This window comes from Phreatobacter aquiterrae (assembly GCF_053471285.1).
In genome coordinates, this window is record NZ_JBJPHW010000008.1 from 161,879 (window position 1) to 180,495 (window position 18,617).

At 67.9% G+C, this 18,617-nt stretch carries 15 protein-coding genes and 1 pseudogene; 5 read left to right on the forward strand and 11 right to left on the reverse strand.

Features of this window, described 5'->3' with window-relative positions:
- Position 1: 1 nt before the first annotated feature.
- A complete protein-coding gene (locus ACJ4V0_RS13930) occupies positions 2–271 on the reverse strand; it encodes an usg protein (protein ID WP_448300188.1) in 270 nt (89 codons plus the stop codon).
- Between the two features lie 263 nt (positions 272–534).
- On the opposite strand from ACJ4V0_RS13930, the gene groES reads away from it, so the two are divergent.
- Positions 535–849 (forward strand): co-chaperone GroES, encoded by a 315-nt coding sequence (gene groES / locus ACJ4V0_RS13935; RefSeq protein WP_448300189.1) that lies wholly within the window; start codon positions 535–537, stop codon positions 847–849.
- Between the two features lie 58 nt (positions 850–907).
- Positions 908–2,536, forward strand: coding sequence for a chaperonin GroEL (groL, locus tag ACJ4V0_RS13940; RefSeq protein WP_448300190.1), 1,629 nt, complete (start codon positions 908–910; stop codon positions 2,534–2,536).
- 81 nt (positions 2,537–2,617) lie between these two features.
- Here the strand turns inward: groL and ACJ4V0_RS13945 are convergent, their stop codons facing one another.
- A complete protein-coding gene (locus tag ACJ4V0_RS13945; RefSeq protein WP_448300191.1) occupies positions 2,618–6,913 on the reverse strand; it encodes a translocation/assembly module TamB domain-containing protein in 4,296 nt (1,431 codons plus the stop codon).
- Positions 6,913–8,829, reverse strand: a complete 1,917-nt coding sequence (locus tag ACJ4V0_RS13950; protein WP_448300192.1) for an autotransporter assembly complex protein TamA — start codon at positions 8,827–8,829, stop codon at positions 6,913–6,915. The genes ACJ4V0_RS13945 and ACJ4V0_RS13950 overlap by 1 nt, the downstream gene beginning before the upstream one ends.
- A 258-nt stretch (positions 8,830–9,087) precedes the next feature.
- Between ACJ4V0_RS13950 and ACJ4V0_RS13955 the strand changes: the two genes are divergently transcribed.
- On the forward strand, positions 9,088–10,011 hold the full coding sequence (locus tag ACJ4V0_RS13955) for an ABC transporter ATP-binding protein (RefSeq protein ID WP_448300193.1): 924 nt from the start codon (positions 9,088–9,090) through the stop codon (positions 10,009–10,011).
- On the forward strand, positions 10,008–10,769 hold the full coding sequence (locus ACJ4V0_RS13960; protein WP_448300194.1) for an ABC transporter permease: 762 nt from the start codon (positions 10,008–10,010) through the stop codon (positions 10,767–10,769). Before ACJ4V0_RS13955 ends, ACJ4V0_RS13960 begins: the two co-directional genes overlap by 4 nt.
- Positions 10,770–10,778: 9 nt before the next feature.
- On the opposite strand, the gene ACJ4V0_RS13965 is transcribed toward ACJ4V0_RS13960, so the two are convergent.
- Entirely contained in the window at positions 10,779–11,522 is a 744-nt protein-coding gene (locus ACJ4V0_RS13965) for a helix-turn-helix domain-containing protein (protein ID WP_448300195.1), read from the reverse strand.
- A 147-nt stretch (positions 11,523–11,669) separates the two neighbouring features.
- Here ACJ4V0_RS13965 and ACJ4V0_RS13970 point away from each other — a divergent pair, with 147 nt between their 5' ends.
- Positions 11,670–12,140, forward strand: a complete 471-nt coding sequence (locus ACJ4V0_RS13970) for a hypothetical protein (protein WP_448300196.1) — start codon at positions 11,670–11,672, stop codon at positions 12,138–12,140.
- Between the two features lie 35 nt (positions 12,141–12,175).
- On the opposite strand, the pseudogene ccoS reads toward ACJ4V0_RS13970, so the two are convergent.
- The 7 genes and pseudogenes from ccoS to ccoO all read right to left on the reverse strand — a co-directional run.
- Positions 12,176–12,313 (reverse strand): annotated as a pseudogene (gene ccoS / locus ACJ4V0_RS13975) (cbb3-type cytochrome oxidase assembly protein CcoS); the annotation flags it as partial.
- A gap of 12 nt (positions 12,314–12,325) precedes the next feature.
- Positions 12,326–14,449, reverse strand: coding sequence for a heavy metal translocating P-type ATPase (locus ACJ4V0_RS13980; protein ID WP_448300243.1), 2,124 nt, complete (start codon positions 14,447–14,449; stop codon positions 12,326–12,328).
- A 153-nt stretch (positions 14,450–14,602) separates the two neighbouring features.
- Positions 14,603–15,124, reverse strand: a complete 522-nt coding sequence (locus tag ACJ4V0_RS13985; RefSeq protein WP_448300197.1) for a FixH family protein — start codon at positions 15,122–15,124, stop codon at positions 14,603–14,605.
- A gap of 18 nt (positions 15,125–15,142) precedes the next feature.
- The gene (gene ccoG, locus ACJ4V0_RS13990; protein WP_448300244.1) at positions 15,143–16,585 is read right to left on the reverse strand and encodes a cytochrome c oxidase accessory protein CcoG; all 1,443 of its coding nucleotides are present in this window, start codon (positions 16,583–16,585) and stop codon (positions 15,143–15,145) included.
- 221 nt (positions 16,586–16,806) lie between these two features.
- Positions 16,807–17,685, reverse strand: coding sequence for a cytochrome-c oxidase, cbb3-type subunit III (gene ccoP, locus ACJ4V0_RS13995; RefSeq protein WP_448300198.1), 879 nt, complete (start codon positions 17,683–17,685; stop codon positions 16,807–16,809).
- Between the two features lie 3 nt (positions 17,686–17,688).
- The gene (locus ACJ4V0_RS14000) at positions 17,689–17,841 is read right to left on the reverse strand and encodes a cbb3-type cytochrome c oxidase subunit 3 (protein ID WP_448300199.1); all 153 of its coding nucleotides are present in this window, start codon (positions 17,839–17,841) and stop codon (positions 17,689–17,691) included.
- Positions 17,842–17,855: 14 nt separating this feature from the next.
- Positions 17,856–18,605 (reverse strand): cytochrome-c oxidase, cbb3-type subunit II, encoded by a 750-nt coding sequence (gene ccoO, locus ACJ4V0_RS14005; RefSeq protein WP_448300200.1) that lies wholly within the window; start codon positions 18,603–18,605, stop codon positions 17,856–17,858.
- Positions 18,606–18,617: the final 12 nt, after the last annotated feature.

Consider the following 18,617-nt stretch of genomic DNA (forward strand, 5'->3'; position numbering starts at 1 on the left):
TTCAGTGCAGGCGGAACTCGGCCCCCACCGCCCGCATCTCGGTCGGCCCGATCAGGTCCTTGTGCGCCACCGTGACCCGGTAAAGCTTGCCCTCCAGCTTTGCCTGCCAGAAGGCGAGGAAGCGCTTCAACTCGGGAAAGCGGGGGGCGAGATCATAGGCCTGCCAGACATATTCCTGGAGGATGGCGGGGTGGTCGGGCAGACGGTAGAGAATGCCTGCCGTGGTCAGCCCGTAGCCCTCCATCTGGCGGGCGAAATCTGCCGATGCCATGCGTGAACCTCCTTTGCCGGATGACACAAGCAATCGCAGCGCAACATCAGCGTCGATGCAAGCCAAAAGTTCCATTTCATTATTGAAATCAGCTTGTTAGCACTCGATAGAAAAAAGTGCTGACAGGGTCTTGCGAGCCCAAAAAAGGCTTCCTAACTCATCGCCCGGACGGGACGCCGTAGGCGCCCGGCGATGCGCTCGCCACGGCCCTCGCAGCGGGTCCCGGCCACATCAATCGCGATGATCCATATCTGGAGGAACTCATGAAGTTTCGGCCACTGCATGACCGTGTCGTCGTCAGGCGCATTGACGCCGAGGAGAAGACCCGGGGAGGCATCATCATCCCCGATACCGCCAAGGAGAAGCCGCAGGAAGGCGAGGTGATCGCCGTCGGTCCGGGCGGGCGCAACGAGCGCGGCGAGCTCGTCCCGCTGGACGTGAGGGCCGGCGACACCGTGCTCTTCGGCAAGTGGTCGGGCACCGAGGTGAAGATCGACGGTGTCGACTACCTGATCATGAAGGAGAGCGACATCATGGGCATCGTCGAGACCTCGGCGAGCCTGAAGAAGGCCGCCTGAGCGGGGCCTTTCCGACGTCCAACATCCCTCAACATCTCAATCCAAGGAGTGAGGAACCATGGCTGCGAAAGACGTGAAGTTTTCGCAGGACGCGCGCGAGAAGATGATCCGCGGCGTCGACATACTGGCCAATGCCGTGAAGGTGACGCTGGGCCCGAAGGGCCGCAACGTCGTGATCGAGAAGAGCTTCGGTGCCCCGCGCATCACCAAGGACGGCGTCACCGTCGCCAAGGAGATCGAGCTCTCCGACAAGTTCGAGAACATGGGCGCCCAGATGGTCCGCGAGGTGGCGTCCAAGCAGAACGATGCCGCCGGTGACGGCACGACCACAGCGACCGTGCTCGCCCAGGCCATCGTCCGCGAGGGCGCCAAGTCGGTGGCCGCCGGCATGAACCCGATGGACCTGAAGCGCGGCATCGATCTGGCCGTTGATACGGTCACCAAGGAGCTTGAGAAGAACTCCCGCAAGGTCACGAAGTCCGACGAGGTCGCCCAGGTCGGCACGATTTCCGCCAATGGCGATGCCTCCATCGGCCGGATGATCGCCGAGGCGATGCAGAAGGTCGGCAACGAGGGCGTCATCACGGTCGAGGAGGCCAAGAGCCTCGAGACCGAGCTCGACGTGGTCGAGGGCATGCAGTTCGACCGCGGCTACCTGTCGCCCTACTTCATCACCAACGCCGACAAGATGGTGGCCGAGCTGGAGGACCCCTACGTCCTCATCCACGAGAAGAAGCTGACCGGCCTGCAGGCCATGCTGCCGGTGCTGGAAGCCGTGGTGCAGACCGGCAAGCCGCTGCTGATTGTCGCGGAGGATGTCGAGGGCGAGGCGCTTGCCACCCTGGTCGTCAACAAGCTGCGCGGCGGCCTGAAGATCGCGGCTGTGAAGGCGCCGGGCTTCGGCGACCGGCGCAAGGCCATGCTCGAGGACATCGCCATCCTCACCGGCGGCACGGCGATCTCGGAAGACCTCGGCATCAAGCTGGAGAACGTCACGCTCAACATGCTCGGCCGGGCGAAGAAGATCCGTATCGAGAAGGAGGCCACCACCATCGTCGACGGCGCCGGCTCGAAGAAGGACATCGAGGCCCGCGTGGCGCAGATCAGAGCGCAGATCGAGGAGACCACCTCCGACTACGACCGTGAGAAGCTGCAGGAGCGCCTCGCCAAGCTCGCCGGCGGCGTGGCGGTCATTCGCGTCGGAGGCGCAACGGAAGTCGAGGTGAAGGAGAAGAAGGACCGCGTTGACGACGCCCTCAACGCCACCCGCGCGGCGGTGCTGGAAGGCATCCTGCCCGGCGGCGGCGTCGCGCTTCTCCGGGCCGCCAAGGTGCTGGAGGGGCTGAAGGGCGCCAATGACGACCAGCGCACCGGCGTGGACATCGTCCGCAAGGCGCTGGAGGCTCCGATCCGCCAGATCGCCGAGAACGCCGGCGTCGAGGGCTCGATCGTTGTCGGCAAGGTCACCGACAAGGGTGACTACGCCTATGGCTACGATGCCCAGGGCGACGCCTATGGCGACATGTTCAAGCTCGGCATCATCGACCCGACCAAGGTCGTGCGCACGGCGATCCAGGATGCGGCTTCCGTTGCCGGCCTGCTGATCACCACGGAGGCCATGGTCGCCGAAAAGCCGAAGAAGGAAGCGGCGGCCCCGGCCATGCCGGGCGGCGGCATGGACTTCTGACGAAGGCCATCGTCGCGACGTCTGAGACAGTCGAGCCGGAAACAAGGGGGCGGCGCGGGAGACCGCGACGCCCTTTCCGCATCAGTACTCGATCTCGGCGCCGATGCCGGCGGCGGCGCGGCCGTCGGCGCCGATCTCAGTCTGGATGCGGATGCGGCGGGTCAGGTCGATGTCGACACCGACCGCGCTGTTCTCCGGCTTGGCGCCCGTGCGAACCCCGATCCGCACGCGATCATTGATGGCCCGCGAGACGCCGACGGCCGGACCCGTGGCGCCCGTCGTCACGTCGAGATTGTCGACGCCGAGCGCCCTTCTCGTCGCCTCGAAGGCGTCCGGCCCGCCGCTGCCCGACAGGGTGGCGACGGCCTGGGCGAGTTGCAGGGCCTGGAAGGGCGAGAGACCCCCGGCGGCGCGCTGGAACAGGAGGCGCGAGAGCACCTCGTCCTGCGGCAGGGTGGGGGTCGAGGTCAGTGCGAATTCCGGTTCGCTCGCCCGTCCGGTGATGCCGACCGAGGCGGTGATGCCGGTGGCGCGTGTCTCGGCGACGAAATCGAGGTCGGGGACGAGATCGCCGCCGCCGAACGTCATGCGCCCCCGGGTGAAGTCGAGCCGCTGGGTGAGCAGCGAGAGCCTGCCGCGCCGCATCTCGAAGGCGCCGTTGGCGCGCATGTCGCGGGTGGTGCCGGTAAGCCGCAACTGGCCGCCGAGTTCGGCGTCGATGCCGCGCCCGCGCACGAAGACGCGGCTCGGCGCGTCGACGACGACATCGAGCGTCGCGTTGAAGGGGGCCGTGCGCCGGCTGGCCGCGGCGGCGCGCTGGCGGGCGATCTGGGCGAGGCGCACGCGCGTCTGCGCGGGAGCGCCGACATGGCGGGCGTCGCGCAGCGGTTCGGCGGTTGAGGGCAGGCGGTCCGGCACGCGTACCTCGATGGTCGTCACGTCCATGCGGCCGGACAGGCGCGGCGTCGTGGCCAGCGGCCCGGTGACGGCGAGGTCGAGGCTGGTGGTCATCTGCATGACGTCGCTGGAGACGACCTCGGCGTTGCGTGCGGCGATGCGCAGGTCCGCCGGGAAGCCGCGCAGGGGATCGGCATTGACGCGGCCGGAAACCGACAGCGTGCCGCCATTCTTCGCCCGTGCGGTGAGGCGCTCGATGGCGATGTCGGCGCCGCGCCCGGTCACCCGCCCCTCGATGGCGGTGAAGGCGATGCCGTTGAGCGGGTCGGAGAAGGAGCCGCCGGTCAGCGTCGCCGTGCCCTGGATGTCGGGGCTCGTCCGTGTGCCGCGCAGCGCCCCGTCGATGGCGAGGCGGCCGGCGACACGCTGACCGGAGCCGGCGAGCTGGGCATTGGCGAGGGCGGCATCCAGCGTGCCGCGCACCTTCACATCCAGGGCGCCGGCCGGGGTCAGGGGCAGCGAGCCGTCCACGGTCAGCGCGATGGTGCGGCCGCCGTTGATGCGGGCATCGAGCGTGGCCCGCTCGCCGCGCGCCTCACCGCGCGCGGTGATGTCGAGCGCCGGAACGCCGGCACTGCGGCTGGCGGGCGCGCTGAAGCCGCGCACCGTCGCCTCGAACGGGCCGCGCGGGGTGGCGGCCGGTCCGCGCAGCGTGGCGCGCGCATCGAGCGTGCCATTGAGGCCCGTGCCGGGGGCCAGGATGTCGAGGGTCGCCAGCGGCACGCGCCGCGCTGCGAGAGTGACGTCGAGCTCCGATCCCAGCAGGCCGGAAACCTCGATCTCGCCGCCCTGCAGGGTGACGACGAGGCGCTCGGTGCGGACCTTTCCGCCTTCGAAGGCGAGGCTGGCGGGGCGGGCGAGGGCGATCCGCGCGCCCGCGCGCGCGGCGGTGAAGGACGCAAGGTCGAGCCTGTTCGGGGTGCCGGGCACGAGGCGGCCCGCGCCGGCGAGGGCGAAGCCGCGGGCGCGGGCGGCGAGGGTGATGTCGGTCGCCTCCGCCGCACCCACCGCCCTGAGTTCGATCCGCTCCACGGTCTCTCCACCCGTGACGAGCCGGTCGACGGTCGCCTGCCCGTCCACGCGGGGGCGGCCATAAAGGTCGTCGGCGCGCAGGTCGGCGCGCAGGATGTTGAGGCTCGCTGTCCCGAGGACGAGGCGCTGGCCGTCGCCCTGGACCGTGACCGACTGGCGGCCGCCGGCCGCATCGGCGGTGATCGTGGCGCGCAGGCTGCCCGACAGGCGGGTGAGCGCCAGCGGCGAAAGATCGTCGAGGTTGCCGGCCGTGACGGCGAGGCGGCCGGTGGCCAGCCTCTCGCCATCGACCCGGCCCTGACCTTCGGCCGAGACCGAGCCGAGGCGCGCCGTGAGCCTGTCGAGGACCCAGGACCGGCCCTCCTCCCTGGCGGCGATGTCGGCCGTGAGCGGCTTGCCGTCGATGTCGCCGCTGGCGGCCATGGTGATGTTCGGCGCGCTCGTCACGGTGCGGGCATTGACGGTCAGGCGCAGGTCGCGGACCGGCCGGTTCATGGCGCGGGCGTTGGGGGCGGCGATCGTCAGCGCCACGGTGGGATCGAGGGCATCGCCGGTGACTTGGGCATCGGCACGGGCGGCGCCCGCAAGCTGGCGGTCGACCTGTGCAAGGTCGGGCAGGGCGAGGGCGGCGCGCATGTCGATGCGCCCGTCGCCGGTGGTGCCGTCGAGGCCGGCCGTGACGTGCCGGGCACTGAGCGTCACACCTTCCAGCGTCAGGGCCTCGCGGCGGCGCGTGATGGTTCCGGCGAGCGTCGCCTGCCAGCCGATCAGACGGTCGGCGACCGGGTGGCCGAGGGCGAGTTCCGTCGCGCGGCCGTTGAGGACGGCACGGGTCACCGCCTGCGAGGGATCGCCCGACAGGGTAGCGGCGACATAGCCCTGACCTGCGAGCGGGCGGCCGGCGAGGCGCGAGAAGGCGGCGAGGCGCAGGATGTCGGCCTGAAGCTGCCCCTCGAGGATCTTTGCGCCGGTGCGGCCGGTGAAGGCGAGCTTCACGTTGGGTGAGGTTACCGTGAGATCGGAGATCTCGGTGACAGCCTGCTCGTCGACGACGGCGCGCAGGGTCAGGACGGCGCGGCTGCCGAGGGCCTCCGACACGCCCCGATCCGCCAGGGCGAGGCCGTCGGCCTGGCCGTCCATGATGATGCGGTAGCGCTTCGAGCCGGGGCTCTCGGGTTCGGCGGAGATCATCGCGGCCAGGCTGCCGATTTTCGCACTGGGGCCGTCAAATCCCTTCAGGTCGAGCTTGCCCTCGACCCGCGGCGCGTTCAGGGCGCCCATGGCGGTGGCGTCGAAGACGAGGCGCTCGATGCGCGTGGAGCCACGGGTCGTCGCCCCCTCGGCGGTCGGCAGGGCTCGCGCGCGGGCCGAGACATTGAGCTCGTTGCGGGCCGTGAGATAGCCGCCGATGGTCAGTTCAGCGAGCTGCGATCCAAGGCGCAGGCCCTCAATGGCATAGCCGCCGTCATCGCCGAAGACGATGCGGCCCTGAAGCGTCGTGTCCCCGGCAAAGATGGCGGACACGGCGGGAGGCAGCAGGCTCTCGATACGGGCGTCGAGTTTCAGGCCGAGGCGGCGAATCTGGTTGTCGCGCGACAGGACTGCGTCGCCGCGCGCGTTGACGTCGGGGCCCGCATCGAAGGCGATGCGGCCGCGCCAGTCGTCGAGGCGGCCGGAACCGGCGACATCGAGCTTGACCGGCGGAAGGCCAGGCAGGTTGGCGAGGCGCGCCGCGATGCCGCCGGCGGGCTCGTCGTGCTGCAGCGACAGGTCGAGCTGCTGGCTGGAGGGAACGAAGGTCAGCTTGATGGCCGAAAGGCCGGGCGCGTCGAGGCGGCGCACCTCGAAGGCGGCATTGAGACCCTCAGACGCCGGTCCGAGACTTGCGGAACCGTCAGCCGAGAACCGCGCGGCGGCACCGAGCACCGGTTCTCCCAGAGCGAATTCCGCGATGGCGAACTTGCCGATCTCGACCTTCAGGGGCAGTTCGGGCAGGAGCGGGCCGTCGGCGGTCGGCCGCGGCGCGGAGGGATCGGCGATCGGCTTGCGCAGCAGCTCTACCTTGCCGATCTCGAGGTTCTGGATCTCCAGCCGCCGCGACAGGAGCGCGGCGCGGCGCCAGACGAGGCGGATGGTGTCGATGCGTAGATAGACGCCCTGCCGGTCGGCGATGGTGACGTTGCGGATCATCGCATCGGAAGAGAGCGGACCCTCGACCGTACCGATGCTCACCGTCGATCCCGGCGAGGAGAGGGTGCGGGAGATGAAGCCGGCGAGGACGCCCTGGTCTTCCTGCGCGCGCGGGCGGGACGGCGCGAGCAGGACGGCCGCCATGGCCAGCACGGCGACGAGGACGAGGAGGGCGAGGGTGCGGGTGCGTGTCAGCATCAGAAGGCCTGCCCGATACTGACGTAGAAGGCATAGGGCTTCTCGCCCTGGCGGCGGGCGAGGGGCACGGCGACGTCGAAACGGATGGGGCCGACCGCCGTGTAATAGCGAAGGCCGAGGCCGGCGGCGTAGCGCATGGGCGCCGAGCCATTGGGGAAGGAGCCGGAATAGGCCTGTCCCATGTCGAAGAAGGGCACCACGCCGATGGTGTCGGTGAGCTTCACGCGGGCCTCGACGGAGGCCTCGAACAGGCTCATGCCGCCGGTGACGGTGCCGAACATGTTGCGCGGCCCCAGGCTCTTGTACTCGAAGCCGCGCACCGAGCCGCCGCCGCCGGCATAGAAGCGCCGCGAAGCCGGGATGGCGCCGAGCGAGCCGCCCATGATGGAGCCGAAGGCGACGCGGCCGGCGAGGACCGTGCGGGCGGCATCGTCGAGCGCGTAGTAGGTCGAGGCCTGGATGCGGCTGATGACGAAGGCGTCCGGCGCGTCGCCGAAGCCGAGATAGGGCGTCACCGAGGCATTCACGCGCACGCCGCGGGTGGGATCGAGCGGCTTGTCGGTGGTGTCGTAGGAGGCCGCGAGGGGCAGGCCGAGGAGGCCGTAGTCATAGCGGCCGAGCGGATCGGTGGAGCGGCCGATCTCCCCCTCGACGCCGATGCGCACATTGAAACTGTCGGTGAAACGGTGGCGGATGGCGGCCGTCGCGTTGATGAGATTGCTCGTGTAGAGCTCGGTCAGTTCGCGCTGGATGAAGGTGTCGACGAGCAGGTCGTTGCGCGTGCCCCAGAGCGCGGGTTTCAGGAAGGACGCCGACAGGCGCCCGCCGAGATCGTCGGTGTTGAAGCCGGGCTTGTTGGAGCCGCCGGGCCAGTTCTGCGGGCCGGTGAAATAGAACAGGTCGGCGTCGATCCGCAGCCGCTCGGCGCCGCCGAAGAGGTTGCGGTGCGCCCAGTAGGCCTTGAGCGCCGGGCCGTCCACCGTGGAATAGCGCACGGAGCCGCCGAGGACGCGCAGCGGGCGTTCGGTCACCTCCACGTCGACGGGAACGCCGCCCTGCGAATCGAGGGCCGTGCCCTCGCGCACGCGCACGCCCCCGATGGCCTCGATGCGCGCCACCGAGCGGCGGATATCCGTCATCGCCCGGCGCGAATAGGGATCGCCGGGCCGGGCATAGATGAACGACCGGACAACGGCGGGGTTCACCCGCTGCGTGCCGGAGACGCCGATGCCGCCGATGCCGGCCTTCGCGCCGGGATCGACGACGAGGGTCAGGTCGACAGTCTGCGTCGGGTGGTCGATGACGGGAACGCGCCGGCCGACCTTGACGAAGGGATGGCTCCGATCGCGAAAATGATCGGCGAGGGCGGCGGCTGCCTGAAGGACATCGGCCGTACGGGCCGGATCACCCGGATTCAGCGCAACGACGCGTGGCGGCAGGACGGCGGGTTCGAAGGGCAGTTCGCTGCGCTGGTCGATAACGGTGACGCGGCTGAAGCGGTAGAGGGGGCCGGGCTCGACCATGACCGCGACCTGCACCAGGGCGCGGCCCCGCAGGCTGTCGATCGTCGCCCTCACCGAACCGGATGCGGGACGGTCGAGGGCAATGACCTGGCCGCCGACGACGATGGAGGCGCGCGCCGCATAATGACCGGAGCCCCAGAGGGCATCGACGATGCGCGGCAGGTCAGCCTCGGCGCGGCGAACGAGTTCGTCGCCATCCTGTGGCGGCTCGTTGCGCAGGCGATGGAGGATCGAGACGTCGCGGACGGCGGTGAGGGCGGCCGCGTCTGAGCCGAGGCCCTGGATGTCGAGCTGGTAGGCGACGGCGTTGGCCGTGACCGCGGGCCGGGTCTCGCCGAAAAGACCGAACGGATTGAAGGCAAGCGCCTGCTGCGGTGCGCCGAACTGCAACACACCGACAATCAGACCCAGACCGATACGGGAGTTTATTGTCCCGCCAGTGACCATTCCCGACCTTTCGGACGCAATACGAGGACGAAGACCCGGAGAGAACAGGGTGAGGGGGAACACCGGGATCATGCCCGACGCCATTCTGGCCGGATGGGCTCGCGGTGTCGACCTTCGGGCGCCGGGAACGGCGCCCGACCCGGGAGCGGGCTGCTGCCATTCACCCCCTCCCATCGGGAGGCAGCGGCCCCTATGTTCCGCTGCATGACTAGCATCATTAAGGTTGCCAAACTCTCAAAACGGTACGGATCGGGCTTCGAGGCGCTGAAAAACGTCGATCTCGATATCCGCCAGGGCGAGATTTTCGCCCTTCTCGGCCCGAATGGCGCCGGAAAGACGACGCTGATCTCGACGATATGCGGCATCGTCAGGCCCAGCGGTGGTTCTATCACCGTCGGCGGTCACGACATTGCGACTGATTACCGCGCCGCACGCACCATCATCGGTCTCGTGCCGCAGGAACTGACGACCGATTCCTTCGAATCGGTCTGGGCGACGGTGAACTTCTCCCGCGGTCTCTTCGGCAAGCCGCCCGACACGGCCCTGATCGAGCGGATCCTCAAGGAGCTTTCCCTGTGGGACAAGAAGGATGCGAAGATCATGACGCTGTCCGGCGGCATGAAGCGGCGCGTCATGATCGCCAAGGCCCTGTCGCACGAGCCGTCGGTGCTCTTTCTCGACGAGCCGACGGCCGGCGTCGATGTCGAGCTCAGGCGCGACATGTGGCAACTCGTGCGCCGCCTGCGCGAGGGCGGCGCGACCATCATTCTCACCACCCACTACATCGAGGAAGCCGAGGAGATGGCCGACCGCGTCGGCGTCATCTCGAAGGGGGAAATCATCCTCGTCGAGGACAAGGCCGCGCTAATGGCCAAGCTCGGCAAGAAGCAACTGACCATCGACCTGCAGTCGCGGGTCGAGGCGCTGCCGGCCTCGCTCTCTCCCTTTGCGCTGGAGATGGCCGACGGCGGCAATGCCCTCGTCTATACCTACGACACCCAGGCCGAGCGCACCGGCATCACCGCCCTGCTGCAGGCCCTCGCCGAGGCGGGGCTGCGTCTGAAGGACCTCCACACGCGGCAGAGTTCGCTCGAGGATATCTTCGTCAACCTCGTGAGCGACCGATGAACCTCCATGCGATCAAGGCCATCTACCTGTTCGAGATGGCGCGGACCTGGCGCACGCTGTGGCAGAGCATCGTCTCGCCGGTGATCTCGACCTCGCTCTATTTCGTCGTATTCGGGGCGGCCATCGGCTCGCGCATGCAGGAGATCGACGGCATCGCCTATGGCGCCTTCATCGTGCCGGGGCTGATCATGCTGTCGCTGCTGACCCAGAGCATCTCCAACGCCTCGTTCGGCATCTACTTCCCGCGCTTCACCGGGACGATCTACGAGGTGCTGTCGGCGCCGGTGTCCACCTTCGAGATCGTCACGGCCTATGTGGGGGCGGCGGCGACGAAATCAGTGATCCTCGGGCTCATCATCCTTGCGACGGCGGCGCTGTTCGTGCCGCTGAGGATCGAGCATCCACTGTGGATGCTGGCCTTCCTGGTGCTGACGGCGGTCACGTTCAGCCTGTTCGGCTTCATCATCGGCATCTGGGCGGAGGGCTTCGAGCAGCTTCAGTTCGTTCCGATGCTGGTCGTCACGCCGCTGACCTTTCTCGGTGGCAGCTTCTACTCCATCGACATGCTGCCGCCGCTGTGGCGGACCATCAGCCTGTTCAATCCCGTCGTCTATCTGGTGAGCGGCTTCCGCTGGAGCTTCTTCGGCACAGCGGACGTGCATATCGGGGTGAGCGTCGCCATGACGCTCGTCTTCCTCGCCCTCTGCCTTGCCGGCATCAGCTGGATCTTCCGGACGGGCTACCGGCTCAAGGCGTGAGGCGGGGCCTCAGGCCCGGGCGATGGAGGCGAGCTTCTTCTCGTCGAGGACGCGCACGGCCTCCGGCACGATCAGGATGACGCCGTCGCGGGCGAGCTTGGTCAGCGTGCGACTCACCGTCTCGATGGTCAGGCCGAGATAGTCGGCCATGTCGATGCGCTGCATCGGCAACTGGATGGTGACCGACGGCCCCTTGATCCGGGCCCAGCGCTCGCGCATGGCGACGAGGAAGGCGGCGACGCGCTCCTCGGCCGAACGGCGGCCGATGAGGGTCATCTGTTCCTGGGCGATGACCAGTTCATGCGTTGCGAACTCGTGCAGGCGGCGCAGGAAGTGCGGCTTGGCGGTGACGAGGGTGTCGAATTCGCGGCGATCGAAGCGGCAGAGCGCAACGTCATCCACGGCGTCCGCCGAGAAGCCGTAGCGGTTCTCGAGAGCGAGACCCAGAAAGTCGCCCGGCATTGCGAATCCGATGATCTGGCGGCGGCCGTCGGAGAGGAGCTTGTAGAGCCTGACCACGCCCTCGGTCACCGAGAAGACGGACTCGGCCGTCTCGCCCTGATGGATGAAGGTCGACTTACCGTCGATGTGGATGTGGTGGACGATGTCGTCGAGTTCGTTCAGCTCGTTGGGTTCGAGCGCGGCGCAGACAGCCAGCGACCGCACCTTGCACTTGTCGCAGTAGTTCGATCCGGCCTGTCGTCCGCAGGCGTGCTGCGCCCGGGGAGCGCCGACTTCAGCCGTTTCGGTCATGGCAGTGACCCTTTGTGGGGGAACCACGCATTCAGGATAAGCGACATATGCGACATTCATACTCTCAAATTGATCCAGAACAAGGACGCTTCGTGACCCTCTCCTCATCCTTTCAGCAATCACGCACCGTGGGGACTTCCCATCCCGATGTTTACCGCCCGCATCATCGATGCGAAAGAGGCCATGACCGTCTTCGGCCTGGTCAGACTATGCTACCCGGACATCGAAATCGATGCCTGGCGGGCACATCTGACCCGTTTGGGCGCGGCCAAACGCCCCAAGGCGGGATGCATCGTCGTCAGCGACCAGCGCGGCTATGTGCATGCCGCATGTCTCTTCCGCATTGCGCCGGACCCTCGTTCGGGACGGAGGCTGGAGGTGTCCTACCTCTCCAAGGCGGAACTGCCGGCGAGCACGGCCGCCAACACCCTGTTCGATTTCATCGATGAACTGGCGCGCCTCGATGGCTGCTCATCCATCCTCATCGAGGATTCGGGCACATGGCAGGAGGAAGAGCGGCTGATGGCATGGACCGATGTCGGCCATGCCCTGATCGCTCACGACTTCCGGCCGGGCAGCGTCGGCTTCGTCAAGGCGGTTCCGCCGTCCGCCTCCTGACCCGGCTGCACCCGCGCCGCGTCCGGAATCCTGTCGTCGTCATCCATGATCGCGCGCCAGGCGGCGCCGTCGAGGTCGTCATACTGGCCGGACTTCAGCGACCAGAGGAAAGCCGCGAGGCCGAGGCCTCCGAGGCCCAGCGCCAGCGGGACGAGATAGACGAGGACGTCCATGGCAATCGATCCCTAGAGCCGGCCGCGACGCGCGCGCAGCGCGTTGGCGGTCACGATGATGGATGAACCCGACATGGCGAGCGCGGCGATCAGGGGCGTGACCAGGCCGGCAATGGCGATGGGCACGGCGATGGCATTGTAGACCACCGCGATCCAGAGGTTTTCCTTCATCAGCCTGACCGCTGTGCGCGACACGGCGAGCGCATGGGCGACCGGCGCGAGGCGATCGCCGAGAAACACTGCATCGGCCGCGGCCTGGGTCAGATGGACGGCGGTGATCGGTGACATCGAGACATGCGCCCTGGCGAGCGCTGGCGCATCGTTGAGGCCGTCGCCGACCATCAGGACCCGCCGGCCCTCCGCCTTCAGCACGTCAAGGCGGGCCATCTTGTCGGCCGGCTTCAGGCCGCCGGTGGCAGCGGTGATGCCGAGTTCGCCGGCAACTGCCGTCACGGCCTCGGCTCGGTCGCCAGACAGGATCTCGATCTCCAGGCCGGCGTTGCGGAGCGCCCGGACGACGGCGGTCGCGTCGGGCCTCAGAACCTGGCGGACGGCGAAGACATGGCGCTCGTCGCCATGGCGGAAGGCGATGAGGGAAGCGTCGGGATGGCGAGCAGCGACGGCCGCGCCCTCCGCTTCCGCATCGCAGAATCCGAGGCTGCCGAGGCGGACTTCGGTGCCCGCGACCATCGCGCGGACGCCGCGCCCTGGCTCCTCGACGGCATCGGACAGGGGACGCGCATCGGGAAAAGTGGCAGCGACGGCCCGCGCCAGCGGGTGGTGCGACGACAGGGCGAGGCACCCGGCCACGGCCAGGATGTCGACCGGCACGCCGGAGGGCAGGTCGAGCGCCGGCTCCGGCAGGGTGAGCGTGCCGGTCTTGTCGAAGACGACCGTGTCGACCTCCGCGAGGCGCTCGAGAGCGTCGCCGGACTGCAGCAGGACGTTGGCCTTGAACAGCGCGCCGGAGGCGACGACCTGAACTGCCGGAATGGCCAGTCCCAGCGCGCAGGGGCAGGTGATGATCAGCACTGTGATGGCGATGATCAGGGCGGGCTGCCAGGCGAGCCCGGCGATGATCCAGCCGGCGAGGGTGGCGATGGCGGTCAGGTGGACGACCGGCGAATAGAATGCCGCCGCCCTGTCGGCGAGCCGGCGATAGCTCGACCGCGATTCCAGCGCCGTTTCGAGAAGATGGCTCACCTCGTCCAGCAGCGTGCCGCGGGCGGCCGCCTTCACCTCGACCTTCAGCGTTCCGGACGTGTTCAGCGTTCCTGCATAGACGGAATCCCCCGGCGCGACGGCCTGCGGCAGGGTTTCGCCGGTGACGAGGCTCTGGTCGAGGGAGGAGTGGCCCTCGATGATGAGCCCGTCCACCGAGACGCGCTCGCCCGGCCGCACCAGGACGGTGTCCCCAGCCGCGACCGCCGCGATCGGCACCTGGCGCAGCGACCCGTCGGGCAGGATCTTCAGCGCCGTCTCCGCCTTGAGCGCGGCGATGTTGGCGGCCACCGCCCGCGTCTTGCGGCGCATGAGCTGTTCGAAATAGCGGCCGGTGAGCAGGAAGAAGAGCAGCATCACGGCGCTGTCGAAATAGGCGTGGGTCGCGTGGTTCCAGGTCTCGACCAGCGACATGCCGACGGCGAGGAGCACGCCGAGCGAGATCGGCACGTCCATGTTGAGCTGGTGGGCGGCCAGCGCCATGCGGGCCGAGCGGAAGAAGGGGCGGCCGGCATAGGCGACGGCCGGCACGGCGATAAGTGCGGAGAGCCAGTGGAAGAAGTCGCGCTGCTCGGGCGTGATGTCGGAGACATTGCCGGACCACACCGATACCGACAGCAGCATGATGTTCATCATGGCGAAGCCGGCGACGCCGAGGCACTGGAGCAGGAACCGGGCCTCCCGGGCCTCCTCGCCCTCCACGGCCTTCGGATCGAAGGGGAAGGCGCGGAAGCCGAGCGCGGTGAGGCGTTCGACGATGCGCTGCGGCGTGATGGCGTCCTCGCGCCATTCGACCGAAAGGCGCCGGTGGGTCAGGTTGACACGGGCGGACGTAATACCCTGAACGCGCGAAAGACCCTGCTCGATCACCGGCATGCAGGCGGCGCAGGTGATGCCGTCGACGGCGAAGTCCATCCGCGCGCGGCCGTCCCCCAAGGGCTCGACGAACAGCGACAGATCGGTGCCTGCAGCGCCCACCGACGGGATCACCGCCGCAGGCGCAGCGATGGCGGGTCCTTTCGGCAGGGGTTCGACGACGGTGCTGCTCATGGCCGGTTGCGTCCTGCGTCAGGGAAGCATGACGCGGTTGCGCGAGCGGTAGAGCACCTCGCCGTCCCGATCGATCTCGATGACGAGGTCATGGGCGCCCGCCACCACGCCCTCGGTCGTGCCGGCAAAGAACCCGGTGCCGCTGCGGGTCACGTCGAAGGTGCGGTCATTGACCCGATGGACCGGATGCATCAGGCGCGCCTTGACCGCGATCCGCTCGACGGGGGTGCCCTCCGGTTCGCGCACCGAGACGGTCATCGCGGCGATGCCGGTCGGATCGCGCTCGACACGCGCATCGACCGTCCAGCCGCGGGCGGTCCGTTCGCGGGCGGCGGCGAGGTCGCGGTTGAAGCGCTGGCTGGCGCGGTAGGAACTGTCGGTCGTCGTCCCCGGCATGGTGTCGAGGGCGAGCGTGAGCATCAGCGCGTTGACGGCGAAGATGATGCCGAAGAACACGACGAAGCCGATGAAGACCATGCGGCCTGTCAGGCGTCGTTCCTTGACCGGTGCGGGCGCGGTGGCGGGGATGGCGGGGGACATCGGACCTATCCTCTTTGGTCAACGGGCAATGAAATGGTCTCGCACGCTCACCTTTTCGCCGGATCCGAGTTCCGTGATCCTGAAGGTGATGCGGCTCGACGGCGGCAGGTTCGCCGTGTTCGGCGCGGTGACATGGACGATGACCTCGCGGGTCGAATCCGGTCCGACGTCGATGACGGGCCAGTCGCCGGAGGTCATGGTGATGCCGACAGCATTGACGCGCGCCAGCGGCAGTTCATCGACGGCCAGCACGAAGATCCGGTGTAGCGGCCGCTTGTTGAGCAGGCGGACGGTGTAGCTGTTGCGGATCGAGCCGTCCGAGAGCTGAACGAAGAGCGGGTTGCGATCATGCAGCACCGACAGGTCCGTGAACGAGCGCGTCATCAGGCCATAGACCATGACGAGAGCAACGGCCCCGATCATGGCGGCGTAGAGCACGGTGCGGGTGCGGATGAGCGGATAGACCTCGTCGAGCCCCTGGCGGCGGCGATCGATATTGACGTCGTTGTCGTAGGCGATCAGACCGAGCGGCTGGTTCACCTTGGCCATGACGGAGTTGCAGGCGTCGATGCACAGGCCGCACTGGATGCAGCCGAGCTGCGAGCCGTCGCGGATGTCGACGCCGGTGGGGCAGACGACAACGCACTGGCGGCAGTCGATACAGTCACCGGCGGGCTCGCTGGCCTCGCGCGCCTTGGCCGCCGCCTTCACCGACATGCGCGGCTCGCCGCGGTCGTAGCGGTAGGTGACGTTGAGGGCATACTGGTCGGTCAGGGCCGCCTGGATGCGTGGCCAGGGGCACATGTAGAGGCAGACCTGTTCCTTCATCAGCCCGGCGAGCGAATAGGTGGTGAAGGTGAGGATGCCGATCCAGATATAGGCCACCATGGGGGCCTGGAAGGTGGCGAGGTCCTTCACCAGGGTCGGAGCGTCGGCGAAATAGAGAACCCACGCGCCGCCGGTCCACCAGGCGATCATCAGCCAGAGAAAATGCTTGAGCGCCTTGCGTCCGACCTTGGCGGCGCTCATGGGCCGGGCGTCGGCGATCATGCGCTCGCGCCGGTCGCCCTCGACCCAGCGTTCCACCACCGTGAAGAGGTCGGTCCAGACCGTCTGCGGGCAGAGATAGCCGCACCAGACACGGCCGGCGACCGCGTTCATCAGGAACAGGACCAGCGAGGCCATCACCAGGAGACCGGTGAAATAATAGACTTCCTGCGGCCAGATCTCGATGAAGAAGAAGTAGAAGCGGTTGTTCGCGATGTCGACGAGAACGGCCTGGTCCGGCTGGTTTGGACCCCGATACCAGCGCAGGAAGGGCAGGAAATAGTAGACGCCGAGGCAGGCGAAGAGGACCGCCCACTTGACCGTCCTCAGGCGCCCCTTGACGCTCTGCTGGTAGATCTCCCGTCGACCCTCGTAGAGTGGCTCGTCCTCGCTGGAGACGGCCGGCGCCTCCATGGCGCCGGGACGAGCCTTGGAGGGAGGGGTATTGAGGACATCGGACATGGCGGTTTCCGGGGGGAAAAAGCGCCACCTGTGGCGCAGCCTTTATAGCATCGACCAAAGGCCATCAGACAACCTTGACCTGCCTCAACGCCGTTGCAGTGCAGCGCCAGAAAAGACGAGGGCGCGTACCACTTCCGTAGCACGCGCCCCCGATGTCGCGACAATGTAATCCGTTACTGGCCGCCGCCGAGGGCGTGGACATAGACGGCGAGGGCCTTCACGGTCGTTTCGTCGAGGCGGGTCGTCCAGCCGGGCATGACGCCGCCGCGGCCATTGTTGATCGTCTCGATGATGGTCCGCTCGTCCGAGCCATAGACCCAGTTGCGCCCCGTCAGGTTCGGCGAGCCGAGCTCGCGGTTGCCGCGGCCGTCCTCGCCGTGGCAGGCGGCGCAGTTGGTGATGAACAGCTCCTTGCCCTTTGCGAGGTCTGTGCCGGGCCGGGTGGACTGGCCGGACATCGAGCGCACGAAGTTGGCCACCGTGACGACCTCGTCCGGCTTGAGCACGCCGTTGGGGCCGCCGAGCGCCGGCATGTTGCCCTGCCGGGCGCGATCATCGCCGTTGCGGATGCCGTAGGCGATGGTCTGGTGGATGTCCTGGATGGACCCACCCCAGAGCCAGGAGTCGTCGCGCAGGTTCGGGAAGCCGCGCGTGCCGGTGGCCGACAGGCCATGGCAGGGGGCGCAGTTGTCGCCGAAGGCGGCCTTGCCCTGGGCGAGGGCGAAGGTCAGCAGCGTCGGATCCTTGGCGATGTCGGCGATGTCGGTCCGGGCGAGCGCACCGGCCCGCTCGGCGCGCAGCGCCCTGAGGGCATCGAGATCGCGCACCACCTCCTGGCGCGATGAATAGCCGAAGGCGCCCTTGGTGTAGCTGGTGACCAGCGGCCAGGCCGGATAGACGATCCAGTAGCCGATCGACCAGACGATGGTGGCGTAGAAGATGTAGAGCCACCACTTCGGAAGGGGCGAGTTCAGTTCCTTGATGCCGTCCCACTCGTGACCGGTCGTGGTTCGGCCTGTGGCAGCGTCGATCTCAGGATGTTGGTCGGCCATGGATCAGTCCTCCCTCAGAGGGATATTGGCGGCCTCGTCGAAGCGCTGCTTGTTGCGGGGCCAGAAGGCGTAGACAGCGATCGCCAGGAACATGCCGACGAAGTAGAGAAGCCCGACGGTCTGGGCGAAGCTGGCGAGAGTTGAATAGGTGCTCATGATCTCCCTCCCGCTCAGCGCATGTTCGCGCGGGCGTCGTAGGTGCGGAAGTCGACCATGGTCCCGAGTACCTGGAGATAGGCGACGAGCGCGTCCATCTCCGTGACGGTTCCATTGGCCGCCGCCGCAGCGTTGCCGCCGAAGGCGCGGGCCGTTGCACCGGGATAGCGGGCCTGGAGCGCCTGCACGTTCGGGCTGTCCGGGTTCACTTGGGTGCGCAGGTCGGCCAGCGCATTGTCGATCTGCTCCGGCGTGTAGGGGACGCCGCCGAGGCGGTTGGTCCTCAGGTGGCCCGCCACCTGCTCGGGCCGGATCTCGGCCTGGGCGAGGAAGGCGTAGCCCGGCATGATCGACTGCGGGACGATCGAACGGGGATTGGCGAGGTGGGCGACATGCCACTCGTCCGAGTACTTGCCGCCGACGCGGGCCAGATCCGGGCCGGTGCGCTTGGAGCCCCACTGGAAGGGCTTGTCGTACATGCTCTCGGCCGCGAGCGAGTAGTGGCCGTAGCGTTCGACCTCGTCGCGCAGCGGTCGGATCATCTGGCTGTGGCAGTTGTAGCAGCCTTCGCGCACATAGATGGCGCGTCCCGCCAGTTCCAGGGGGGTGTAGGGGCGGACCCCTTCCACCTTCTCGATCGTGCTCCTCAGGTAGAAGAGCGGAGCGATCTCCACGAGGCCGCCGATGGAGACGACCACGAGGATGCCGATGGTGAGGATGATCGAGTTCTTCTCGAAGATCGCGTGCTTGTTCCAGAGAGACATCGTTCGACCTCC